The sequence below is a fragment of the Photobacterium leiognathi genome (genome assembly GCF_030685535.1).
Taxonomy (GTDB): Bacteria; Pseudomonadota; Gammaproteobacteria; order Enterobacterales; family Vibrionaceae; genus Photobacterium; species Photobacterium leiognathi.
In genome coordinates this window covers 3,004,512-3,029,028 of record NZ_CP131601.1, presented here as the reverse complement: position 1 = coordinate 3,029,028, position 24,517 = coordinate 3,004,512, and the positions used below count along the sequence as shown (strand labels likewise).

Annotated in this window: 17 protein-coding genes; 7 read left to right on the top strand and 10 right to left on the bottom strand. The window is 43.5% G+C overall.

Annotation, left to right across the window (positions count from 1 at the left end; all coding sequences use genetic code 11):
- Positions 1-6: 6 nt before the first annotated feature.
- From accB to acs, 3 genes are all read right to left on the bottom strand, one after another.
- The gene (gene accB, locus Q7674_RS20700) at positions 7-486 is read right to left on the bottom strand and encodes an acetyl-CoA carboxylase biotin carboxyl carrier protein (protein ID WP_305423250.1); all 480 of its coding nucleotides are present in this window, start codon (positions 484-486) and stop codon (positions 7-9) included.
- 27 nt (positions 487-513) lie between these two features.
- Positions 514-966 (bottom strand): type II 3-dehydroquinate dehydratase, encoded by a 453-nt coding sequence (aroQ, locus tag Q7674_RS20695; protein ID WP_008986056.1) that lies wholly within the window; start codon positions 964-966, stop codon positions 514-516.
- Between the two features lie 497 nt (positions 967-1,463).
- A complete protein-coding gene (gene acs, locus Q7674_RS20690; protein ID WP_045065575.1) occupies positions 1,464-3,413 on the bottom strand; it encodes an acetate--CoA ligase in 1,950 nt (649 codons plus the stop codon).
- A gap of 388 nt (positions 3,414-3,801) precedes the next feature.
- Here acs and Q7674_RS20685 point away from each other — a divergent pair, with 388 nt between their 5' ends.
- Entirely contained in the window at positions 3,802-4,974 is a 1,173-nt protein-coding gene (locus tag Q7674_RS20685) for a 3-phenylpropionate MFS transporter (protein WP_045065577.1), read from the top strand.
- 244 nt (positions 4,975-5,218) lie between these two features.
- Complete coding sequence (locus Q7674_RS20680; RefSeq protein ID WP_369526322.1) at positions 5,219-8,665, top strand: PAS domain-containing hybrid sensor histidine kinase/response regulator; 3,447 nt, start codon at positions 5,219-5,221, stop codon at positions 8,663-8,665.
- A gap of 88 nt (positions 8,666-8,753) precedes the next feature.
- Here Q7674_RS20680 and Q7674_RS20675 read toward each other — a convergent pair whose 3' ends face one another.
- The 6 genes from Q7674_RS20675 to aspA all read right to left on the bottom strand — a co-directional run bounded on the left by Q7674_RS20675 (position 8,754) and on the right by aspA (position 15,369).
- Positions 8,754-10,457, bottom strand: coding sequence for a sodium:solute symporter family protein (locus Q7674_RS20675; protein WP_045071167.1), 1,704 nt, complete (start codon positions 10,455-10,457; stop codon positions 8,754-8,756).
- Between the two features lie 11 nt (positions 10,458-10,468).
- Positions 10,469-10,735, bottom strand: coding sequence for a DUF4212 domain-containing protein (locus Q7674_RS20670; RefSeq protein WP_008986061.1), 267 nt, complete (start codon positions 10,733-10,735; stop codon positions 10,469-10,471).
- Positions 10,736-10,940: 205 nt separating this feature from the next.
- On the bottom strand, positions 10,941-11,576 hold the full coding sequence (locus Q7674_RS20665) for a response regulator transcription factor (RefSeq protein ID WP_008986062.1): 636 nt from the start codon (positions 11,574-11,576) through the stop codon (positions 10,941-10,943).
- A 173-nt stretch (positions 11,577-11,749) separates the two neighbouring features.
- Complete coding sequence (locus Q7674_RS20660) at positions 11,750-12,301, bottom strand: thioredoxin fold domain-containing protein (protein ID WP_305423246.1); 552 nt, start codon at positions 12,299-12,301, stop codon at positions 11,750-11,752.
- A gap of 166 nt (positions 12,302-12,467) precedes the next feature.
- A complete protein-coding gene (locus tag Q7674_RS20655; protein WP_305423244.1) occupies positions 12,468-13,775 on the bottom strand; it encodes an anaerobic C4-dicarboxylate transporter in 1,308 nt (435 codons plus the stop codon).
- Between the two features lie 130 nt (positions 13,776-13,905).
- The gene (aspA, locus tag Q7674_RS20650) at positions 13,906-15,369 is read right to left on the bottom strand and encodes an aspartate ammonia-lyase (RefSeq protein WP_008986065.1); all 1,464 of its coding nucleotides are present in this window, start codon (positions 15,367-15,369) and stop codon (positions 13,906-13,908) included.
- A 450-nt stretch (positions 15,370-15,819) separates the two neighbouring features.
- Between aspA and Q7674_RS20645 the strand changes: the two genes are divergently transcribed.
- Complete coding sequence (locus tag Q7674_RS20645) at positions 15,820-16,335, top strand: FxsA family protein (protein WP_305423242.1); 516 nt, start codon at positions 15,820-15,822, stop codon at positions 16,333-16,335.
- Positions 16,336-16,416: 81 nt separating this feature from the next.
- On the opposite strand, the gene Q7674_RS20640 is transcribed toward Q7674_RS20645, so the two are convergent.
- A complete protein-coding gene (locus tag Q7674_RS20640) occupies positions 16,417-17,784 on the bottom strand; it encodes an MATE family efflux transporter (protein ID WP_045065581.1) in 1,368 nt (455 codons plus the stop codon).
- A gap of 208 nt (positions 17,785-17,992) precedes the next feature.
- On the opposite strand from Q7674_RS20640, the gene Q7674_RS20635 reads away from it, so the two are divergent.
- From Q7674_RS20635 to Q7674_RS20620, 4 genes are all read left to right on the top strand, one after another.
- Positions 17,993-18,283 carry a co-chaperone GroES gene (locus Q7674_RS20635; RefSeq protein ID WP_005372610.1) on the top strand — a complete coding sequence of 97 codons (291 nt, stop codon included), beginning with the start codon at positions 17,993-17,995 and terminating at the stop codon, positions 18,281-18,283.
- Positions 18,284-18,324: 41 nt separating this feature from the next.
- Positions 18,325-19,968 carry a chaperonin GroEL gene (gene groL / locus Q7674_RS20630; protein ID WP_023932144.1) on the top strand — a complete coding sequence of 548 codons (1,644 nt, stop codon included), beginning with the start codon at positions 18,325-18,327 and terminating at the stop codon, positions 19,966-19,968.
- A gap of 1,516 nt (positions 19,969-21,484) precedes the next feature.
- Positions 21,485-23,173, top strand: a complete 1,689-nt coding sequence (gene ltrA, locus Q7674_RS20625) for a group II intron reverse transcriptase/maturase (protein WP_305423240.1) — start codon at positions 21,485-21,487, stop codon at positions 23,171-23,173.
- A 36-nt stretch (positions 23,174-23,209) separates the two neighbouring features.
- Positions 23,210-23,512, top strand: coding sequence for an Ea8.5 family phage-derived protein (locus tag Q7674_RS20620; RefSeq protein WP_045065584.1), 303 nt, complete (start codon positions 23,210-23,212; stop codon positions 23,510-23,512).
- Positions 23,513-24,517: the final 1,005 nt, after the last annotated feature.

The following is a 24,517-nucleotide window of genomic DNA, read 5'->3' as shown; positions in this document are numbered from 1 at the left end:
CCTCGATTACTCGATGATGATAAGAGGCTGATCGAACTCAATCGCATCGCCGTCTTCTGCAAGAATAGCGACAACTTTACTAGCTTTGTCTGCTTGGATTTGGTTCATCATCTTCATCGCTTCAACGATACATAGCGTGTCACCGATGTTTACAGATTGACCCACTTCTACAAATGATTTCGCTTCTGGGCTTGGAGAGCGGTAGAACGTACCCACCATTGGAGAAAGTACAGAGTGGTAAGCTACAGGTGCAGCGGTTTCTGCTGCTGGAGCTGTCGCAACAGGGGCTGCTGGTGCTTCTACTGGTTGTGCTACTGCAGGCTGTGCTGGAGCAACAGGTGCTGCTGCATATTGCTGTGGCATTACAGCTGTTGGTGCAACGCTACGGCTGATGCGTACTGACTCTTCACCTTCAGAAATTTCTAGCTCAGCAATACCTGATTCTTCTACAAGCTCGATTAGCTTCTTGATCTTACGAATATCCATTTATATTTCTCTTTTTATATTGTTCAGTTAGCTGTCTGCATGCAGGCGACGTACTGCTGCATTCAGGGCGAATTCATAACCGTCAGGGCCGAGGCCGCAAATCACACCTACTGCTTTATCAGAAAGGTAAGAGTGATGACGGAAGGGTTCACGGGCGTGGACGTTAGATAAATGCACTTCAATAAATGGAATAGCGACACCGAGTAGCGCATCACGGATTGCAACGCTAGTGTGCGTGAAGGCAGCAGGATTGATGATGATAAAATCGACCTTACCGTAAGCTTGGTGGATAGCATCGATCAATACGTGCTCCGCATTGGATTGAATGTGTTCTAACGCCACCCCTAATTGGGTAGCTTTAGCAGTGAGCCCATCAACAAGTTGAGTGAGCGTTTGATGACCGTAATGACCTGGCTCGCGAAGACCGAGCAGGTTTAAATTAGGCCCATTGATTAATAAAATTCGTTTAACGGTCGACATCTTGACGTATTTTCACTTGTTTATGAGGTTAAACTCTAACAACTTGCAGACTTATGCAATTTTGTTTCCGTGTGTCCGTTTCTTTACTGCTAAACGTTCATTGTTGAGCAATTATAGAGAATTCACCGCAAATCGCAGCAAAATACTGGTCTAATCACCACTTTTTTGTGCGAACACGTGTAAGCTGTAGTTGAGTGACTAGTCAGAATTAGATGTTTTATCTTACGACAAGTTCCCGCAACTAAGTGTAAGAATTTAGTGATAATTCTTTATATATTCATCTTGTTCTCACAAGACGGAAATACAGTGACAGTAGTAGCGAAAATCTGATGAATAAACCAACAATATTGTTGTCGATTTATTCTACATTGTGATCTTGGTGGCGTATTTTAGATGAGTGAAGCTGGTGGATTGCTGAATTAAATCGATAAAATTAGCGAAATGATAAAAAAAAGACCGCACTTGGCGGTCTTTAGGGTGGAAGCTATAAAGTGTGATTACATCACTTTTTGTTTCTCTTCAATCAGGCGCTCAACCACACTTGGATCGGCAAGGGTTGAAGTATCACCCAGTGTTGCCGTATCGCCTGTTGCGATCTTACGAAGAATACGACGCATGATCTTACCTGAACGGGTTTTTGGTAGTGCATCTGTCCAGTGTAGGAAATCCGGTGTCGCGATTGGGCCGATTTCTTTACGTACCCAATCTTTTACTTCTTTATGAAGCTCTGCGCTTGGGATCTCGCCATCATTTAATGTGATGTAAGCGTAGATAGCTTGGCCTTTAATTTCGTGTGGAACACCAACAATCGCCGCTTCTGCTATCTTATCAAAAGCAACCAATGCTGATTCAATCTCTGCAGTGCCCATACGGTGACCTGAGATATTCAGTACGTCATCCACACGCCCAGTGATCCAGTAGTAACCGTCTTCGTCACGACGAGCACCGTCACCAGTGAAATACATACCTTTAAAAGTTGAGAAGTAGGTTTGCTCGAAACGCTCGTGATCGCCCCATAGACTACGCATTTGACCCGGCCATGAATCGGTCATCACCAAGTTACCATCTGTTGCACCGTCAAGGATGTTTCCTACGTTATCGACCAATGCTGGTTGAACACCAAAAAATGGACGTGTCGCAGAGCCTGGTTTTAGCGCGGTTGCACCCGGCAGTGGAGTAATTAAGATCCCGCCCGTTTCTGTTTGCCACCATGTATCAACGATAGGGCAGCGGTTATCACCGATAGTGCGGTGGTACCATTCCCATGCTTCAGGGTTAATTGGCTCGCCCACAGAGCCCATAATGCGCAGTGATGAGCGGTTAGTGCCTTGGATTGCTTCATCACCTTTTGCCATTAATGCACGAATAGCAGTCGGCGCTGTGTATAGAATGTTCACTTGGTGCTTATCAACCACTTCGCTCATGCGGCTAGTTGATGGGTAAGTCGGTACACCTTCAAATAGTACCGTGGTTGCACCGTTTGCCAGTGGTCCGTATACCAAGTAACTGTGACCTGTGATCCAACCGACATCGGCAGTACACCAGTACACATCACCTTCTTGGTAATCGAAAACATATTTGAAAGTCATGGTGGCGTAAACAAGGTAGCCTCCTGTGGTGTGTAGCACACCTTTTGGCTTACCTGTTGAGCCTGAGGTATAAAGAATAAATAGGGGATCTTCTGCGTTCATTGGCTCCGGCGCACAATGTGTTGAGGCAACCGCTGTTGCTTCGTGCCACCACACATCACGATCGTCTTGCCATGCAATCTCACCGCCTGTGCGCTTAAAGACAACCACTTTCTCTACGGTTGTTACATCAGGGCTAGCTAATGCATCATCAACATTTTTCTTGAGTGGAACCGCACGACCACCACGTACGCCTTCATCTGCGGTAACGACGACTTTAGCGTTTGAATCGATAATACGACCCGCAAGTGCCTCAGGTGAGAAACCACCAAATACGATGGTGTGAACAGCACCGATACGGGTACATGCCAGCATTGCGATTGCCGCTTCTGCGATCATTGGCATGTAAAGACAAACAACATCACCCTTACGAACACCTTGGCTCTTTAGGGCATTAGCAAACTGACAAACTTCTTTGTGTAATTCATTGTAGGTGAGGGTTGCATCATCATTTGGATCATCACCTTCCCAGATGATAGCTGGTTGATCACCTTTGGTCGCTAAGTGGCGATCAATACAGTTAGCAGATACGTTTAGCTCACCGTCTTCAAACCATTTGATGCTGACGTGACCTGTATCGAATGAGGTATTTTTGACTTTGGTGAATGGCTTCATCCAATCAACAATTTGACCGTGTTCACGCCAAAAACCTTCAGGGTTTATCACCGATTGTTGGTACATCTCGCGGTATTGCTCTTCATTCACATGAGCTGTTTTTGCAATGGCCTCATTGACCGGATAAACATGAACCTCACTCATCTTATTCTCCTTGAGTTCTTATACTTCTGATGCTCCCTGCATACTTAGCCGATTGTTATAAGTAAGGGTAAGCAAACTGACTTGTTATAGTTGTTTTGTGCTGTGTATACGTTGTGCCATTTAGAGTTTGTCTACAATTAGACTTTAGGATGAGAGAGCTGGATCAAAGGGTGGAAATGGGATTTACATGCTTTTTTCATGACAGTTTGTGCAGTGTTGTCCGTTCTTGCTGCAAACCCTGTAGAGATAAACTTAATTGAGATGTGTGTCGCAAAATTTGAGTAACGTTATGCGGATGTTGGGTATGAATTGCGTTATCCCATTAGTTTAAGGCGAGATATGCGCCATAATATGTTGATTTTTTATTCAACCTTTGTGCGAGATGCCTATGTTTAACCGTTCACCTTATAGTTGGAGCTCACAATATTTGTGGGGATTTTTCTTCTCATATGGCGTGTATCTGCCATTTTGGGCGATTTGGTTCAAACACATTGGAGTGAATGACTCTGATATTGGTTTATTACTTGGTTTAGGTTTTGCCGTTCGCTGTATTGCGAACTTAGTGATAACACCACGTATTCACAAAGTTGAACATCTCATTCCGGCACTTCGAGGCTTTACTCTGCTCGGCCTCGTTGCCTGCATTATCTATATCGTTTGTGGTGGTAACCTTTGGGCATTAGCGGCTGTCACCATCCTCTTTAACTTATCTGCAGGGCCTATCGTGCCTATCTCTGATGCGATCGTGAATCATTATGCCAAAGGAGGGCTATTGGATTATGGTCGTACTCGCCTTTGGGGTTCGATTGCGTTTATTGCTGGCTCTACCATTGTCGGCTTATTGGCAAATCACTATGGTGCCGACATTATTCCTTGGGTGGCATTATCAGGTTTAGCTTTCTCGCAAATCATGGCTGCGCGTAACCCTGCCATTATGCCTGTCGATGAGGGCAGTGCTGAGCAAGTGCGCCCAGCGTTATGGGGCATTTTACGCAATAGTGCGGTGATAAAGTTGCTCGTTATTGCTTCTTTATTACAAGGTAGTCACGCGGCATATTACGGCTTTAGCTCGATTTATTGGCAAAAGATTGGTTTTGACGAATCAGTAATTGGTTACTTATGGAGTTTCAGCGTTGTTGCTGAAGTCATGGTCTTCCTAGTAAGTAAGCGCTTATTTGCTGGTTGGTCAGTGAACAATATGTTCCGTTTAGCCGCCTTTGGGGTGATGGTACGTTGGGGGTTAATGGCAACTTTAACTGATCAATGGCTGATGTTTCCGGTGCAGGCTTTACATGGTGTGACATTTGCTGCGGCTCACCTTGCAGCTATCCGTTATATCCAGCAACAACCTAACAGCCATTCCGTGGCATTGCAGTCGCTCTATAATGCGATCCCGTTAGGGGCGGTGATGGTAATTTTAACTTCTGCTAGTGGTTGGATGTACGGAAGTTGGGGCGCAAATGTGTTTTGGGTTATGGCGGCAATGGCATTCCCTGTTTTCTTTATTCGTATGACACCGACTCAGCAAGCAGCCACTGAATACCAAGCAAGTAAAGCATAGTAATTACTTACTTTTATACCCAAGTGAATTCAACTCAGTGACCTCGCTATGAATCAGGCATCTTGAAGTCGCTTGGGTATATATGTTTAAAGCGCAGTCATATTGGCTGCGCTTTTTTATTATTTGAGGATAAAAAGTTGATGCTCAGTATCTTACTGAGAGATCTGTGATCTGACGCGATTGAGTCTGTTGTAACAACTTGGTTACAGTGACTTATTGACGTGGAAAAGGATAGCGGATCATGATTCAGGGATGGGTGGTTATAGCGGTATCGTTGTTATACCTCGGAGTATTATTTGCCATTGCATGGTACGGCGATAAAAAAAGCCAATGGCTATCAGGTTGGCGCCCATGGATATATAGCTTGTCTATCGCGGTTTATTGTACTTCTTGGACCTTCTTCGGCACGGTTGGGCAAGCCAGTCGTGATTTATGGTCCTTTTTACCTATCTATCTAGCACCTATTATTGTGTTTACCTTGGGCTGGAAAGTGCTGGCTCGATTGATCCTGATCGCTAAACGTGAACACATTACTTCGATTGCGGATTTTATCGCTGCTCGCTATGGCAAATCCCAAGGGTTAGCCATGCTAGTAACCGTGATTGCGGTAGTGGGGATATTGCCTTATATCGCCCTACAGCTGCGTGGTATCACCCTTGGGCTTGATCTTATTGCGCCAGATTTTGGTCAAACCTTTAGTCAAGAAGGGCTAGATACCACTTGGATTGTCTCGGGCGCTCTAGCCTTGTTTACGATTTTATTTGGTACCCGACATATTGATTCTACCGAGCACCATCGGGGCATGATGATGGCGATTGCGTTTGAATCGATCATCAAGTTGATAGCTTTTCTCGCGGTAGGTATTTTTGCACTAAGTTTATTTCAAACCTCATCATCGCTTGATGTAGTAGGTTGGCAATCACTTGCTTACTCATCGTTAAATATTGGCAGTTTATTGATCCATATGCTGCTTACTATGGCGGCAATTATCTGTTTGCCTCGTCAGTTTCATACCATAGTGGTAGAGAATCACTGTCAAAGTGACTTACATAAAGCCCGTTGGATTTTCCCTAGTTATCTTTTCTTAATGGGGCTATTTGTTATCCCTATTGCGCTTGTAGGGCAGCAATTACTCCCTAATATTTCTGCCGATACTTACGTGATCAATTTGCCGTTACAGCAAGATGCAAACGCCATCGCATTGCTGGCATTTATTGGAGGTGCATCCGCCGCTACAGGCATGGTGATAGTATCGACAATCGCGCTGGCGATCATGATCTCTAATGATTTAGTCATGCCGCTGATGTTGCGTCGAGTACGGATTGGGCAGCGTAATTTTGCTGCTTTTTCAGGGCTACTACTTAACGTTCGACGTGTGCTAATAGCGCTATTACTTCTGGCAGCTTGGGGCTTTTATCATGTGCTTGATAACGTACAGTCGCTATCTGCGATTGGTTTACTCTCCTTTGCCGCAATTGCTCAGTTTTCTCCTGCTTTGCTTGGAGGAATTTATTGGCGCTTTGGTAATAAGAAAGGCGTCTATGCAGGACTGATGGGCGGGATGATAATTTGGCTGATCACCATGATGAGCCAAACAGGCATGCTAGCGGGAGATGCGCAAAGTAACGTTCTATTGTGGTTATTAAGTTCGCCTCAGTTACCTATTTTACGCCATTTATCCGCGGTTGATTGGGGGATGTTACTCAGCTTATGCGTAAATCTGAGTTTGTTTATCACTGTGTCTTTAGTGACGAGATCATCTCTGACAGAGCGGCTACAAGCAGCCTCGTTTGTTGGCGCATCGCTGACAGAAACGGAAGATGGCAGTTTGTATCAAACCCGCGTCACGGTGGCTGAGCTTGAAATGTTAGCGTCCCGCTTTGTAGGAAGAAAGCGAGTTCGCCATGCTTTTGCCCAATTTTCAGAGCAGCAAGGTGAAGGGCTGTTACCACAAGAGCAAGCTTCTGCCGCCATGATCCGACATACCGAAAGAGTACTCGCTGGCGTCTTTGGCGCTTCGTCTGCAAGGTTAGTACTTACTTCTGCGCTGCAAGGTAGAAACATGCAGTTAGAAGAAGTCGCAACCATTGTCGATGAAGCTTCCGAGTTGTTTGATTTTAGCCGTGGATTATTACAAGGGGCAATTGAGCACATTAGTCAAGGCATTGCGGTAGTGGATAAGCAATTACGTTTGGTTGCGTGGAATCAACGCTACTTAGAACTGTTTACCTTCCCTCCAGGTTTGATTCAAGTGGGGCGTCCGATCACAGATGTTATTCGCCATAATGCTGAACAAGGCTTGTGTGGCCCTGGCGATCCCGAAGCCCATGTTGCTAAACGGGTTGAGCATTTACAACGAGGAACCGCCCATACGTCATCACGTATTCGCCCTGATGGGCAAGTGATCGAAGTGCAAGGTAATCCGATGCCCGGGGGCGGTTTTGTGATGAGTTTTAGTGATATTACCGCTTTTAGACAAGCAGAAATCGCATTGAAAGAGGCCAATGAAAATCTTGAAGCGCGGGTAAAAGATCGTACCCAGCAGTTAGAACAACTCAACCGACGTTTGGTGATAGCAACCCAACAAGCTGAGCAACAGGCACAATCGAAAAGCCGCTTTTTAGCTGCTGTAAGCCACGATTTAATGCAGCCTCTCAATGCTGCTCGTTTGTTTTCATCATCATTAACAGAAGTTGCAGAAGGTAAAGAAAGTGCAAGATTTGCTGCTCATATTGAAAGTGCGTTAGGGGCGGCTGAAGATCTTATCGGCGACTTATTGGATGTGTCACGATTAGAAGCAGGCAAACTGCAAACCCATATTGTGCCGTTTAAAGTCAGTGATGTGCTCAATACCTTATCGGCGGAGTTTAGTGCCTTAGCTAAAGAGCAAGGGATTGAGTTTGATGTCGTGAGTAGTAATGCGGTGATCATTTCTGATGCCAAGCTGTTACGTCGCGCATTGCAGAATTTTCTAACCAATGCCTTTCGTTATAACCCTCATGGCAAAGTGCTATTGGGGGTAAGACGCAAAGGATCACGTCTTCACATTGAAGTGTGGGATAACGGGCCGGGGATCCCGGCCGAAAAACAGGCTAATATTTTTGATGAGTTTACCCGTGTTGAGCAAACTGGTGGAGAGCATGGCTTAGGGCTTGGGCTGGCAATTGCGCGTGGTATTTCACGGGTATTAGATCACCCATTGGATTTACGCTCATGGCAAGGACGTGGCACGGTGTTTTCGCTGTCAGTACCAATTGGTCACCCAGCAATGTTAGCTGTGACAAAACCATTAGTTAGCGAGACAAAAGCCCCATTAGCCGGATTAAAAGTGCTGTGTATCGATAATGAAACCGATATTTTATTAGGCATGGAAACCTTATTGGCGCGTTGGGGCTGTGAGGTGAAATTGGCTGAAAATCTGGTTGAGGCAATGAATGCGTTAGAGAACCAATGGCAACCTGATGTGGTGTTTAGCGATTATCATTTAGAGAATCAGCAAACAGGGCTGGAGGTGTTACTCCAATGTCGTTTAAGGCTTGGTGATAGTTTTAAAGGGGTGGTGATAAGCGCAGATAGGATGACAGATAATCAGGCATCTATTAGAGCTCATGGCTTTGGTTTTATTAGTAAGCCAGTCAAACCGTTGAAGCTACGCTCGGTATTAAACCAATGTTTAAAAGTGGAAGCCTAATTTAGGGAAAGAAAAGAAAGAAAAAGGCGGAGTCCAAAGGACTCCGCAAAAGCTAGGGAAGTATAGCTAAGGAGAAGTGATGAGTTGCTTAGTGATCTTGGGCTGCACCTGAGCCTTGAGGGAAGCGGATAGATTCCACCATCTCTTGCACATCGTTAGGGACTTCAGCGGTAAACTTGTTCACCACAATGGCAACAACAAAGTTTAGACACATACCCAATGTACCGATGCCTTCAGGGCTAATACCAAAGAACCAGTTGTCAGGTGTACTTGCTGCAGGATTAATAAACTTGAAGTAAATAATGTAAGCTGCAGTGAAAGTAATACCTGAAATCATGCCTGCAATTGCACCTTCTTTATTCATCTTCTTATAGAAAATGCCAAGAATAATCGCAGGGAAGAAAGAGGCTGCGGCTAAGCCAAAGGAGAAGGCTACTACCTGCGCCACAAAGCCTGGTGGGTTAATACCTAAGTAACCTGCGCCGACAATCGCAATGGCTGCACCTATTCGGGCGGCGAGTAGCTCTTGTTTATCGGTCATGTTCGGCTTAAAGCCTTTCTTCAATAAATCGTGTGAAATGGACGTAGAGATAACCAGTAGTAAGCCTGCTGCGGTTGATAATGCTGCTGCAAGACCACCTGCTGCCAATAGTGCCACTACCCAGTTTGGTAATTTCGCCAGCTCTGGGCTTGCTAATACAATGATGTCGCGGTTGATGGTCATCTCATTACGATCATCGCCTGAGTAAAACATCTTGCCGTCGTTGTTCTTATCTTCCCATGCCACTAGGCCTGTTTTTTCCCAGTTTTTCACCCAGCTAGGGGCTTGCTCGGCAGGGACACCTTTCATTTCTGGGCCGTTAATCGTATCGATCATATTGACACGAGCAAAGGCCGCAACAGCAGGAGCCGTGGTGTAAAGGATAGCGATAAAGACTAATGCCCAACCTGCTGATACGCGAGCGTCTTTTACTTTTGGTACAGTAAAGAAACGGATAATCACGTGTGGTAGACCTGCGGTACCTACCATCAATGCGGCACAGATAAAGAACACATCAACCATGCTCTTAGAGCCATCTGTGTAGGCGGTAAAGCCAAGTTCAGTGGTTAAGCCATCGAGTTTTTCAAGTAGGTAAGTTTCAGAACCATTGACGGTTGAACCCAAGCCAAACTGTGGAATAGGCGATCCTGTCATCATCAGAGAGGTGAAGATTGCTGGTACCATGAAGGCAAAGATAAGCACACAGTACTGAGCAACTTGCGTGTAGGTGATCCCTTTCATGCCCCCCATCACGGCATAGAAGAACACGATCCCCATCCCTATGATGATCCCCATGTTGATATCAACTTCGAGGAAACGGGCGAATACCACACCAACCCCACGCATCTGGCCTGCTACATAAGTGAATGAAACAAAAATGGCACAGAACACAGCCACCATGCGGGCAGTTTTAGAGTAGTAACGATCGCCGATGAAATCTGGCACCGTGAATTTGCCAAATTTTCGTAAATAAGGAGCAAGACAAAGGGCAAGGAGGACGTAGCCGCCAGTCCAACCCATCAGGTAAACACCACCGTCATAGCCAATGAACGAGATGATCCCTGCCATAGAAATAAATGATGCCGCTGACATCCAGTCCGCTGCGGTAGCCATGCCGTTAGCGACAGGGTGAACACCACCGCCTGCCACATAGAATTCACTGGTTGAGCCTGCGCGAGCCCAAATAGCAATGCCGATATACAGGGCGAAGGTAATGCCGACTAAAATAAAGGTCCAAGTTTGAATATCCATATTCGCTTTCCTTAATCTTCTTGCACGTTGAATTTACGATCGAGTGCGTTCATGCGAACCACATAAACGAAGATCAGGGCAACAAAGGTATAGATAGCGCCTTGTTGTGAGAACCAGAAACCTAATTTAAAGCCACCAATTTGAATGGTATTAAGGGCATCAACAAATAAGATCCCCGCGCCATATGACACGGCAAACCAGATTGCGAGTAGCGATCCCATAATACTGAGATTTTGTTTCCAATAGGCCTGAGCTTGCTCCTTGGATGCGAACGCCATTGTTATCTCCTTCACGCATTATTAATACGAAATCTATTGTTAATAAATTGTTGCAAAAGAAACAATAGCAATGAAACTCCGTTCTATCAGTGCAACTTTAGTCGAGGCTAAAAAAGCAAAAACGCCCATATTTGGGCGTTTTTGTGAGTAATAAATCGCTTTTTACTTTTAAATGCAGATCATTGTTAGCCTAAAGTCTAACGTTTCACTCATCGAGATCGAGTTGCTGGAGCAAAATAACGGCTTGGGTGCGATTTTTAACATCAAGCTTGCGAAATATCGCTGTCATATGGGCTTTAATTGTCGCTTCAGAGACATTCAAATCATAAGCGATCTGCTTATTGAGTTGCCCGTCAGATAACATGCCTAATACTTTGTATTGCTGTGGTGTAAGCGTGGCAATTTTATCGGCTAAATCACGGTAAGCCTGATTATTTTCGCTGATGTTATCAGGAAAAAAGGGTTCGCCATCTAATACCTGATTTAATGCTGAGATCAGCGCACGCATATCACTGGATTTAGGAATAAAACCAAATGCACCATGACTATGTACTTGGCGGATCACTTTTTCCTCTTCACTGGCAGAGATCACCACCGTAGGAAGCTCTGGGTATTGTTGGCGTAATTGAATCAGCCCCGACATGCCATTGGCACCGGGCATTTTTAGATCGAGTAACAGTAAATCAACGTCGGGCTCTTTTTCGAGGAGAGAGAGCAATGAATCGAGTGAATCTGCTTCAAGAAGGTTTGCACCGCTAATCGCCATGTGGACAGATTGGAACAGGGCATTTCGAAACAGAGGATGATCATCGGCGATAACGATAGTGTGCTGAGCTTCCATAGCAGTACTTTATTTTTGTTATTAATATGGCTAACGCTAGCATGGCAAATATGACTGCGCAATTTTCATACCATAAAGATCAGATATTGATCCTCTCTCGCTCGTCTTGCGTGTAACTCAGCACAGTTTTTTGTTAAATGCGCCTATTTTTATAAGGATATTGGGTGCAATGATTATTGGATGTGTAGCGCTTGTTGGCGGAGATGTTCACTAAAGTCATTGGCATCCATAAAGCCAGTAACTTGTGCTTGGGGAGCTGCTTCTCCCTTGCTATCCCAGAACAATAAGGTTGGAAAACCAATGACATTGAGCTGTTGCATTAATGCCAGATCTTGTGGGGTATTGGCTGTGACATTCGCTTCTAATAAGGTGTACTGATTGAGCTGTTTAGCCACTTCAGGTGCAGGAAAAATTTCTTTTTTATAAGCGATACAAGGGGTACACCAATCGGCAGTGACATCTAACAGTATCGATTGGTGCTGGCTTGCAGCTTCTGCTAAGGCTAATTCCAAATCATCAATAGAGTGAACGGCAATAAAGGTTGGCGTTGGAGTTAGGCTTGCTTGGCGCTCTAAATGTTTGATGGTGGTAAAGAGGAAAATAGAACAAAGACCGATGATGATCCCAAGCCCAATACTGTAGAGTCCTTTATAAGGGATAGGATGGCGGCAAATAAACCAAAGGGTGACGCAAGATAAGAGAATGCAAATTATCGTTATAGCCATGATTATCGGGTAATTCGTTAATAACATCATAGTGATAACTCTTGTGTCTGGAATGTGCTATCAGCTTAGCAAGAAATTCTTATTATTGGCGTCGGGTATGTCAAAGTTAGGACAAAAAAAAGATTGCCCGAGAGCAATCTTTTTAAGTCAGTATCGCAGGTTGTGCTTACAGTAAGAAGCCACCGAAGATAAAACCAAGTGCGACAGAAGTGAAAATAGTGACCACACCTGGAATAAAGAACGGGTGGTTAAACACAAGGTTACCTATACGCGTTGAGCCAGTATCATCCATCTCAACGGCTGCAAGTAGCGTTGGGTACGTTGGTAGTACGAACAGCGCACTTACTGCTGCAAATGAAGCAATCATTGTTAGTGGTGCGACACCAATGGCTAATGCTGCTGGCATCAGTGCGGTGGTGGTTGCACCTTGTGAGTACAGTAGCATTGAAGCAAAGAATAAGATCAGCGCTAGCATCCATGGATAATCGCTAAGTAGTGAGCCGGCAAACTCTTTAATGCCATCAACGTGTGCGTTAACAAATGTTGAGCCAAGCCATGCCACACCTAGTACACAGATACATGCTGTCATACCTGAGCGGAATGTTGGTGCTGATGCAATTTTTGATGCATCAATCTTACATAACCAAACTGTTGCTGCAGCTGCTGTTAGCATCACCGACATGATTGCTTCGTTACGACCTAGAGTTGGGTTTTCAATCAAGCCAATAGAGTGAGAGATCGCCGCTGCGTAACACACCACGAAAATAATCGCAGCTAGGAAAATGTATGTTGCGCGTTTTGCTTCAGGTTTGATTTCACGACGAGTGGTGTTTTCTTCACTCACTAATCCTTTGGCTAGACGCTCTTGGTAAATAGGATCGTCTTTTAGTTCACAACCCATGAAGTTCGCGACGAATGCGCCAACCATACAAGCGATAAAGGTAGTTGGGATACAAATAGCAAGCAGAGTAATGTAGCTCACACCGATAGGCTCAAGAATACCTGAGAAGAACACAACGGCTGCAGAAATTGGGGAAGCGGTGATCGCGATTTGTGAAGCGATAACAGCGATAGAAAGGGGACGTGAAGGGCGAATGCCTTGACCTTTTGCAACTTCAGCAATCACAGGTAGGGTTGAGAATGCTGTGTGTCCAGTACCTGCCATCACTGTCATTAAGTAAGTTACGATAGGTGCGTAGAAGGTAATACGTTTAGGGTTTTTACGAAGGAAATCTTCTGCCAGCTGAACTAACCAGTCCATACCGCCAGCGACTTGCATTGCGGCAATGGCGGTGATCACTGACATGATAATTAAGATCACATCAACAGGGATGAATGATTGGCTGGTGGGTACACCGAGTACCAATGACAACACAATGACACCTGCACCACTAGCAAAGCCAATACCGATACCGCCGATCCTTGCCCCTAAAAAGATAAAGGCAAGTACGACAAAGAGTTCTATTCCCGTCATAGATTTTTTTCCTGTTTGAAAGTTAAAAATATAAGTTAAAAATAAAAAAGATGAGGTAAAAACAAAAAAATTCACAAAAAAAAGCGGATCCTCAAGTGAAAATCCGCTTATTTCTCAGAGAGCGAAACGCTTAGCTGTAGCGCTGCGCTTTGTATTGAGGGTGCATTAAGTTTTCGATAGAGAAGATATCATCTAATTGCTCTTCAGTCAGTAGACCGCGCTCTAGAACCACTTCTCGTACGCTCTTACCTGTTTCTGCACAGATCTTACCAACGATATCGCCTTCGTGGTGACCAATGAATGGGTTTAGGTAAGTTACGATACCGATAGAGTTAAATACGTAGCTTTCACATACGTCTTTATTCACAGTGATACCTTCGATGCACTTATCACGTAGGTTGATACATGCATTCTTAAGTAGGCTGATTGATTCAAACAGAGCTTGACCAATCACTGGCTCCATTACGTTTAGCTGAAGCTGACCAGCTTCTGCTGCAAAAGTAACTGTTGTATCGTTACCGATCACTTTAAAGCAAACTTGGTTAACCACTTCAGGAATAACTGGGTTTACTTTAGCAGGCATGATAGATGAGCCTGCTTGCATTTCTGGTAGGTTGATTTCGTTCAAACCAGCACGAGGACCAGAAGACAGTAGACGTAGGTCGTTACAGATCTTAGATAGTTTCACCGCAGTACGTTTTAGTGCGCCGTGAACCATTACGTAAGCGCCACAGTCAGACGTTGCTTCAATCAGATCTTCAGCAGGTGTTACTGGTAAGCCTGTGATCTCTGCAAGGCGTTGAACTGCAAGGTGTTGGTAACCTGTAGCCGCGTTTAGACCAGTACCGATAGCTGTAGCACCTAGGTTTACTTCAAGTAGCAGTTGCGCTGTGTATTGAAGGTTCTTAATTTCTTCTTTTAGCAATACGCTGTAAGCGTGGAACTCTTGACCAACCGTCATTGGTACTGCGTCTTGAAGCTGAGTACGACCCATTTTCAGGATGCTAGCAAACTCAGTTGCTTTCACATCGAAGGCTGTTTTTAGGTAGTCCAGTGCTTCAAGCATGTTAATGATGCTGTTGTATACAGCAACACGGAAACCAGTAGGGTAAGCACAGTTAGTTGACTGTGATTTGTTGACGTGATCGTTTGGGTTAACGATGTCATATTCGCCTTTCTCTTTGCCCATCAGCTCAAGAGCAAGGTTTGCAATCACTTCGTTGGTGTTCATGTTAACAGAAGTGCCCGCACCACCTTGGTATACATCAGATGGGAACTGATCCATGCACTTACCTGTTTCTAGAATAAGATCACATGCTTGTACGATGTAGTTACCCACTTCAGAAGGGATTGCGCCTAATTCTTTGTTAGCCATAGCAGCTGCTTTCTTAGTGAAAACCATGCCGCGAACAAATTCAGGTACGTCAGAAATAGTCGTGCTAGAAATATTAAAGTTTTCGATTGCACGTAGAGTATGGATACCCCAGTAAGCGTCAGCAGGAACGTGACGCTCACCTAGAAGATCTTCTTCGATTCGAGTTGCAACATTCAGTGTTGCTTCATTATTTTTTTCAAGATCAATCATCTGAGACATAATATAGCCCTTTGGGAATCTTTTAATAAAATCAATAAATAAGCCAACTATTTAAGCAAAGAATCCGTTTCGCTAAGTTGAAGCAAGATGATCGTACCTGACACCTTAATTGATGCTGATAATACTCCCCTGATTGCCTAAAAACATAATCCAGATCACTTTTTAAAACGACCTGTAAATATTTGCACGGAAACGCGATCGAACTCACAAAAGTTGTTAATAAACAGAGGGTGAATCTGATAGAAAATGAAGGTAAATAACAAAATATGAACAACTGCTCAGATGGAGTATCTGATTTTTTCGACAATATTCAAATTTAAATACGGAATCATTTGTTAACGATTTTTTATCGTTCTTGGCTCGGTATTTAAATCACAAACATGCAATACTGTAGCTTGTTGCTCAGTCGGACTGGGCTTACAAGAAGACATAGAAAAGAAGAGGTTCGTCGTGTTCCCGATATTAATGCTGCTATTTATCGCTGTGCCAATGATTGAGATTGGCTTATTTATTCAAGTGGGCGGCTTTTTAGGCTTTTGGCCGACCATGATGTTGGTCTTTATCACCGCTGTGGTTGGTGCATCATTAGTGCGCAGTCAAGGTTTGGCGACATTGATGTCTGTGCAAAGCAAGATGCAGCAAGGCGAAATGCCAGCACAAGAAATTGTTGAAGGTGTGCTATTGGCGGTTGCTTGTGTTCTACTATTAACACCTGGATTTATGACGGACACCTTAGGTATGTGTATTTTACTGCCTCACCTTCGTGCGAAGTTAGCACAACAATTAATGCAGCGAGTGAAAGTACAGAGTAACTTTAATCAATTTGGTGGTGGTTTCCATTCTGATTTTGGTGGTCATTCGCAAGGGCCATTTAATCATCATAATGACAATGGTGATGTGTTTGATGGTGAGTTTGAACGTAAAGATGATCAAAATGATAACCCTAAAAATCCACGTTTAAAGTAAGTCTTTATTCAACACATATAAAAAGTTATTAATAAAAAAGGCAGCGTTCGCTGCCTTTTTTATATTCACACTATTCATATTTTATGAAGAGGTAAATGTCGCTAATATCGTCGATTTTCGTAATCGTCGCGCATATAAATAAGCACCAAGACCACCAATGATATTAGCAATCGCAATCCCTATAAATAGCCCTTCAGTACCGTAATAAAGGCTTCCTAGCCATGCACTTGGCAGCATGAAACCAAACAAACGCAGTAGATTCCAAATTAATGCATTAACGGTTTTATGTAAGGCATTCAGTGCGCTGATCAACAACATACACACTGCTTGTAAGCCATAACTGGCTGGCACAACCAATAAATAATGCCATAGCTGTGCTCGTACGGTGGCGTCTTGAGAAAATAGTGCTGCCAATGGCATGCTCAATGGCACCATGGCAATAAAGATCAGTAATTGGAACAAAATCGCAAAGCGCATTGCAGTAAACAAGGCTTTAAAAGCACGTTCGGGTTGCTTGGCACCAAGGTTTTGCGCCATAAACGGCATTAATGCCGAGCCTAACGCCATCATGCCGATCACCAAAATTGATTCAATACGCATTGCTGCGCCAAATGCCGCCACAGATGCGGTGCCTTGTGCTGCAAGTAGTGTCATCAACAGTGCGCTGGATAGCGGGTTTAGTGCATTAGAAAGCCCTGCGGGTGCGCCAATTTGTAATATTTGCTGCCAATCGGCTTTTAATTTGCGAAAAACAGGCACAGTTAGCAGTTTTTCACGGCGATGAAGCAAATACAGTGACGCTGTTAATGCGACAGCCCAGCTAATACCACTGGAAATTGCCGCCCCTTTCACCCCGAGCTCTGGAAATGGGCCATAACCGAAGATCAATAAAGGATCGAGAATGCCATTAATAAGGCCTGCCATGATCATGATCTTCGCTGGGCTTTTCGCATCTCCTGTGGCGCGTATTGCACTGTTACCCGTCATTGGGATCACCAATAAGGGGATAGCGATGTACCACACAGTCATATATTCGTGGATGATTGGCAGTAAATCCGCACTGGCGCCCATTAAGGAAAAGAGTGGATCGATTGTTAGCCAACCAACGGTTGAGCCTAACACCATTAAAATAACGGCAAGCAGTAAACCATGCGTGGTAAGCCTCGCTGCACTTTTGGTATCACCACTTCCGAGCAAACGTCCAATGCTGGTGGAGATCCCAACACTCATTCCCATGGTGATACAGTTCAGACCAAAGGTAACGGGAAAAGTAAAACTGACTGCGGCTAACGCATTGGTGCCGAGTAAAGAAATAAAAAATGTATCAACCAGATTAAACATCAAAATAGCGATCATGCCGAACAACATAGGAACGGCTAAACGGATCAGCGCATCTGGGATCGGATCGGATAATAAGCCGTGTTTATCGAGCTTGGTGTTGGTTTCCATGACGGTCTCATTGTAAGGATGCATGCATACCCTAATGCAAAGAATGTGATCGGGCAAAAGTTCTCAAATAAATAATGAAAAAAAATGACCTCAAGCCTTGGGTTCTGACTTCTTTGACCCAACATGTTTAGGTAATAGAAAAGTCACCAAACAGATGTTTGGCTGTACTTCACGTATGGAAATTACCAATTATCAGGAGAGACGACCGATGAATATTCGTCCTTTACACGACCGCGTTATCGTTGAGCGCCAAGAAGTTGAATCAAAGTCTGCGGGCGGTATTGTACTAACTGGCTCAGCTGCTGAAAAATCTACTCGCGGCAAAGTACTTGCAGTAGGCAAAGGTCGTATTTTAGAAAACGGTTCTGTTCAGCCACTTGACGTTAAAGTTGGCGACACTGTTATCTTTGCTGAAGGCTACGGCACTAAGACTGAAAAGATCGACGGCAAAGAAGTTCTAATCATGTCTGAAAACGACATCATGGCAATCGTTGAATAATCCGATCACCTCGAATTAAAAATTAAGAAAGGAAACGCAAGATGGCTGCTAAAGACGTTAAATTTGGTAACGACGCACGAATTAAAATGCTAGAGGGTGTAAACATTCTAGCAGACGCAGTAAAAGTAACATTAGGTCCTAAAGGCCGTAACGTTGTACTAGACAAATCATTTGGTGCACCAACTATTACTAAAGATGGTGTATCTGTAGCGCGTGAAATTGAGCTGGAAGACAAGTTCCAGAACATGGGCGCACAAATGGTAAAAGAAGTAGCATCACAAGCGAACGATGCTGCTGGTGACGGTACAACAACAGCGACTGTACTTGCACAAGCGATCATTAAAGAAGGTTTGAAAGCCGTTGCTGCTGGCATGAACCCAATGGATCTTAAGCGTGGTATCGACAAAGCCGTTGTTGCTGCTGTTGAAGAGCTAAAAGCACTATCTGTACCATGTGCAGATACCAAAGCAATCGCGCAAGTAGGTACGATTTCTGCGAACTCTGATACGACAGTAGGTAACCTAATTGCTGAAGCAATGGAAAAAGTAGGCCGCGACGGTGTTATCACTGTTGAAGAAGGTCAAGCACTTCAAGACGAACTAGACGTTGTTGAAGGTATGCAGTTCGACCGTGGTTACCTATCACCATACTTCATCAACAACCAAGAAGCAGGCTCTGTTGATCTAGAGAACCCATTCATCCTATTGGTTGATAAGAAAGTATCTAACATCCGTGAATTGCTTCCTGCACTAGAAGGCGTTGCGAAAGCATCTCGTCCTCTACTTATCATTGCAGAAGACGTTGAAGGTGAAGCGCTAGCAACACTTGTTGTGAACAACATGCGTGGTATCGTGAAAGTGGCTGCTGTTAAAGCACCTGGTTTCGGTGATCGTCGTAAAGCAATGCTACAAGATATCGCAGTACTAACTGCTGGTACTGTGATTTCTGAAGAAATCGGTCTAGAGCTAGAGAAAGTTCAGCTAGAAGATCTTGGTCAAGCTAAGCGTGTCACTATCACTAAAGAAACAACAACCATCATCGACGGTTCTGGTGAAGAAGCGATGATTCAAGGTCGTGTAGCGCAAATCCGTCAACAAATCGAAGACGCGACTTCTGACTACGACAAAGAAAAACTTCAAGAGCGTGTAGCTAAACTTGCTGGCGGCGTAGCTGTTATCAAAGTGGGTGCTGCAACTGAAGTTGAAATGAAAGAGAAGAAAGACCGCGTAGAAGATGCACTACACGCAACTCGCGCAGCAGTTGAAGAAGGTGTTGTAGCGGGTGGTGGTGTAGCACTAATCCGTGCGGCATCTAAAGTAGCTGGTCTTACTGGTGATAACGAAGAGCAAAACGTAGGTATTCGCGTAGCACTTCGTGCGATGGAAGCTCCTATTCGTCAAATCACTAAGAATGCTGGTGATGAAGAATCTGTTGTTGCTAACAACGTTAAAGCTGGCGATGCGAACTACGGTTACAACGCGGCAACTGGCGAGTACGGCGATATGATCGAGATGGGTATCCTAGACCCAACAAAAGTAACGCGTTCAGCACTTCAGTTCGCAGCATCTGTAGCTGGTCTTATGATCACAACAGAAGCGATGGTAACTGATAAGCCTTCTGATACACCTGCAATGCCAGATATGGGTGGCATGGGCGGTATGGGTGGCATGGGCGGTATGATGTAGTGCGACGAGAGTCGTGCTGTCTGAGATCCAGTTCAAACTTTTGAATGGACTCTCGCTCTAGTGGTTGAAAATTAATCGCCACTAGCCTAAGGTAGTCAATGAGGTTAACACCTCATTGACTAACCGAATTGAGTGATAATCTGAAACACTCAAGCTTTCAGCTGATTAAAACACTACCTGCGTAATGCAACTCTATATAATTTCTAAGTTTTTTTTAGAATATTTATATTATCTGGATTCTCCATAATCCCTCTAATGGCATGAACTTTGTCATAATATTCTTATATCTAATTAATTTTGATATTAAGATATCTATAAATTGTCGATTGAAATGAAGCTGTTCTTAATGGAACAAGATTTGATAGGTTTTAAATATCAGTCTAACCATATATTTACGCATTTAGTTATCTTGTTATCTGTTGATATCCAAGGTTAATTATATTGAGTAGATTCAGAGAGCTCTCTTTCTATAAGACTTAAATCACAAAATATGTACTTAATCGATTGATTATGATGCATATCTGCTCTAAGGTTTTATTGCGATATTTTTAATGTATTTCATAAACTAAATTAGGTGATGATCTGGAACACCTAAGCTTTTAAGTTGATCATCCTCATACATTGCTAACTGCAATAATATTAATTTCTCGACTGAGAAACTAAAATACTATGGAAATCCATCCACACCAGTAATCATATTTCTATGTTGAGAAGCTTAAAATCATTACTTGGTTTATTTTGATCTTAGCCTGTATTAATTCTTATAGAAATATTCCCCAAATATGATCTAACCAATCATACAACCAACTTAGACAGTCACGACTTAAGCTCTTGTCTGTATTGTTCGAAGTTAAACTATCGAACCGATAGTGCAGTCAATCGTAGCCTAGGGATAGGGCAAATTTGGTAACAAATTGTCTGAAGCTTCCTAACAATGTACTCCTGTGCAAACAGTTAATATTGAACGTGAGTTCTTATTAAGACAACCTAAATACAATAGGTTTAGAGGCTAGGCTAGATAATAAGGTGAACACATGTGAACTGTTGTTAAACACCGTCAACCGCACTAAGCGAAATGTATTGATACGCTTAAACCAAAAGGTATGTGGCATAGTTATTTCTTTTACATCTAGGGATACACTGCTTATAAGCCACCTATGAATAGACAGCACCTAAGTTATTTTTTGTACAGACATGGGAACTCGGTAAGCCCTACTATCCGCCCTTGTTGGCAGGTGATTCGTAAGATGATCTGATGGATAAGAGAGTAAAGGACGAAGGAAAAAGCGAATGTTCTACTGTAATGGTAGAAATAGAGGTTCAAAATTTGCCTCACGTGAAAGCGGGCTGACTTCTTTCTGGTCTTTAATCGTGTGAAAACAGGTAAAGCCACCAAACATACGTTTAGACGTTAAACTCGAACTAAACCCTGAGGGATGAAGGCTATTTTATCCCTCTAGGGATAATTCTGTCTTTTCTCTAGGATCTTGGTTCGCCCAACTAGGAGAAGAGCAAGATGAGTAATTTTTCCGTATTACCTGCATTCTCCCACTCGGCGGAGCATTGGCACAGTATTAACTGGGAACTGATGCACCATAGAGTGAGGGGGCTACAGGTAAGGATCGCGAAAGCAACACTAAAATCTGATTGGAGACAGGTTAAAAAGCTGCAACGCATGCTAACTCGTTCGTTTGCTGCCAAGGTGATAGCCATTCGGCGTGTCACCGAAAACAGAGGGAAAAACACCCCGGGTGTTGATGGAGAAATTTGGAACACTCCGGTTTTGAAGTGGGGAGCCATAGATCAGCTGACGCGTAAAGGTTATAAGCCCAGACCGATGAAGCGAGTCTATATTCCTAAAGCTAATTACCAGCGTAGACCGTTGGGAATACCAACCATGCGTGATAGAGCAATGCAGGCACTATACTTGTTAGCTCTTGAACCCATATCGGAAACCACGGCGGATCGAAACAGCTATGGCTTTCGCCCAAATCGCTCTTGTGCTGATGCGATCGAACAATGTTTCGTGAACCTCAGTCGTAAGACTAGTGCCCGTTGGGTACTAGAGGGTGATATCAAAGGGTGTTTTGACTTTATCAGCCATGATTGGCTTATCGCCAATATTCCTTTGGATAAGGCGATACTCAAGAAGTGGCTGAAATCTGGATTCATGGAATCTGGGAAGTTTAACTCGACGGAGGCGGGTACACCGCAAGGTGGGATTATATCACCTGTACTCGCTAATATGGCCTTAGACGGACTGGAAACGGTGCTCGAATCCCACTTCGGGAAGAAGAACACGAAAGCCAGTTACAAAACTAAGGTTAATTATGTGCGTTATGCAGATGACTTTATCATCACGGGGATCTCGAAAGAGCTACTAGAAGATAAGGTCTTACCAATAGTTGAAGCCTTTATGGCAGAACGGGGATTGCAATTGTCAGCAGAAAAAACGCTGATCACGCACATAGACGACGGGTTCGATTTTCTCGGGCAGAATTTGCGTAAATACGACGGTAAGATGTTAATTAAGCCGTCAAAGAAAAACGTGAAGAGCTTTCTGCGCGGTATACGAGATTATCTCAACAGCCATAAAACGGTGCCAGCTTCAGCGGTGATAGCGAAGTTGAATCCGATGATCAGAGGGTGGTGTAACTACCATCGCTGGGTATGTGCGAGTGAGACATTCAAATATATCGATTACAGGATCTGGAAAATGTTGTGGCAGTGGTGCCGCCGAATACATTTGAATCGCCGTAAGCGCTGGATTAAAGACAAATACTTTAAAACAGTGGGCGACAGAAACTGGGTATTCAGCGCACCGAAACCGAAAGGGGAAGACGGTCACTACCGCTTGTTGAGTGCAGCGAGAGTGAAAGTCGATAAACATGTGAAAATTAGGGCAACAGCGAATTGTTACTTACCGGAGGATGAACAATACTTTGAACGTCTGAAGATGCAAAGATTGAAGAAATCTTTGGCGGGTAACTGGAAGCTATGGAAGATTGTCGAAAGACAAGACTACAAATGTGCGGTGTGTCACCAACAGTTCAATTCGGAAGATGAATGGGATATTCACCATATAGTCAGAAGAGTGGATGGCGGCACGGACGTTAGCTCGAATTTGATGATGTTGCATATTAATTGTCATAGAAAAATACATAACGATGGTTACTTCACAGCGATACATAGTGATCGGGTTTAATATCAGATCCTGCGTTGAACATGCTAGGAGTAATTAATGAGTATTATCAAAAGACATATGGAAGAAGTAGAGGATAAGTTTCGCGTAGCCACCGATATTGCGATACGAGCAGGAGTTCTCCAACAATGCGAGTATTGTGAAAGCACGGTATTCCAAGGTGATGAAGATATAGAAGACGCCTACAGATTAGGTAACACACTATACACTTCAGGAGAGGTAAGTGATCTCTTCGAGTCTAGGCGAGAGATGACAGACGCCATCAAGGATACAGTGGAATCAGGAGACCACGCTGCGGACTGCTGCTACTATTGTCACGATAAAATGTATGGTGATGATTAATGTCACCCGTTGCTGGCTCGTGCGCAAGTGCGGGCTTATAAAGACTTGAGCCGTATGCGGGGAAACTCGCACGTACGGTTCTTAGGGGGCGGTGGTTGTAGCAATACACTACTGCTACCCGACAGCCATTCATAACGTTAGAGATCTTCTCTAAGTTATTCTTAAAGCCGAGCGTAATGCTCGGCTTTTTTATACCTGAAAAAAGACGGGATCTAAACCGCGATATTGTTGTTATGTTTGTACATGGTTTACTTGGAATATTCCTCAGAAAGCTGTACATAAATTAAATCTAATAAAAACAATAGTTTATGTATTGTGTATTCGTTCCAATTAAAAATTGAGAAATTGTACACCTATTAGCTGATTACTACCTCCAAAGCTGTACTCTTTGTGAGCTAGAATAAGGTTATAAACAAAATCCAAATTCGAGCAAGTGTTGATAAAAACTAAGTTAATTTTTGTTGTACTGCTTTATGACTTAATTTTGCATTTTAGATATAAATTAACAAAATTAATGTCTAGATTTGTATTTGCTATCTTCTCATCTCTATTTTGACAAATAACATAAAGGTTACTATTTTGTATTTTGTGAAAAACATACAAATGAATATATAATTCAGCTTTTAGCTATTTAATTATAATTTATATGATCGCTTGTGTTGCGGTTATCAATTGTTATTTTTATTAAGTTGATTACAGGCTTTCTCGCTTGGTTCTTTTTGCGAGTAACTCCATAAGGTTAAGTATTCGTTGTGATGACTTTTTGTGAGATCAGGTTCTTGATAGGTCTCTCTTGTACGGAGTTTATCGGGTAAAAAGCGTGAAAAGCTGTACAACATAAATAGTTATTATAAATCAACACTTTAAGTTCGGATGTGGGTCTGTGTTTAGTTTTTTGTTGGTGATGTGCGGGAAAAAGCTGTTCTATCTGTATATTGCTGTACATTTTTGATGGTTTAAGGCGGTGTAGTTTCTGACTTGTTGATAACAGGAGATAAGAGGGAG

Excerpts from the sequence above, each read along its gene's own strand:
- ltrA (WP_305423240.1), top strand. The coding sequence starts at position 21,485 with ATGAGTAATTTTTCCGTATTACCTGCATTCTCCCACTCGGCGGAGCAT.
- Q7674_RS20685 (WP_045065577.1), top strand. The coding sequence starts at position 3,802 with ATGTTTAACCGTTCACCTTATAGTTGGAGCTCACAATATTTGTGGGGA.
- acs (WP_045065575.1), bottom strand. The coding sequence starts at position 3,413 with ATGAGTGAGGTTCATGTTTATCCGGTCAATGAGGCCATTGCAAAAACA.
- groL (WP_023932144.1), top strand. The coding sequence starts at position 18,325 with ATGGCTGCTAAAGACGTTAAATTTGGTAACGACGCACGAATTAAAATG.
- Q7674_RS20620 (WP_045065584.1), top strand. The coding sequence starts at position 23,210 with ATGAGTATTATCAAAAGACATATGGAAGAAGTAGAGGATAAGTTTCGC.
- Q7674_RS20655 (WP_305423244.1), bottom strand. The coding sequence starts at position 13,775 with ATGACGGGAATAGAACTCTTTGTCGTACTTGCCTTTATCTTTTTAGGG.
- aroQ (WP_008986056.1), bottom strand. The coding sequence starts at position 966 with ATGTCGACCGTTAAACGAATTTTATTAATCAATGGGCCTAATTTAAAC.
- aspA (WP_008986065.1), bottom strand. The coding sequence starts at position 15,369 with ATGTCTCAGATGATTGATCTTGAAAAAAATAATGAAGCAACACTGAAT.
- Q7674_RS20665 (WP_008986062.1), bottom strand. The coding sequence starts at position 11,576 with ATGGAAGCTCAGCACACTATCGTTATCGCCGATGATCATCCTCTGTTT.
- accB (WP_305423250.1), bottom strand. The coding sequence starts at position 486 with ATGGATATTCGTAAGATCAAGAAGCTAATCGAGCTTGTAGAAGAATCA.
- Q7674_RS20635 (WP_005372610.1), top strand. The coding sequence starts at position 17,993 with ATGAATATTCGTCCTTTACACGACCGCGTTATCGTTGAGCGCCAAGAA.
- Q7674_RS20675 (WP_045071167.1), bottom strand. The coding sequence starts at position 10,457 with ATGGATATTCAAACTTGGACCTTTATTTTAGTCGGCATTACCTTCGCC.
- Q7674_RS20660 (WP_305423246.1), bottom strand. The coding sequence starts at position 12,301 with ATGGCTATAACGATAATTTGCATTCTCTTATCTTGCGTCACCCTTTGG.
- Q7674_RS20640 (WP_045065581.1), bottom strand. The coding sequence starts at position 17,784 with ATGGAAACCAACACCAAGCTCGATAAACACGGCTTATTATCCGATCCG.
- Q7674_RS20670 (WP_008986061.1), bottom strand. The coding sequence starts at position 10,735 with ATGGCGTTCGCATCCAAGGAGCAAGCTCAGGCCTATTGGAAACAAAAT.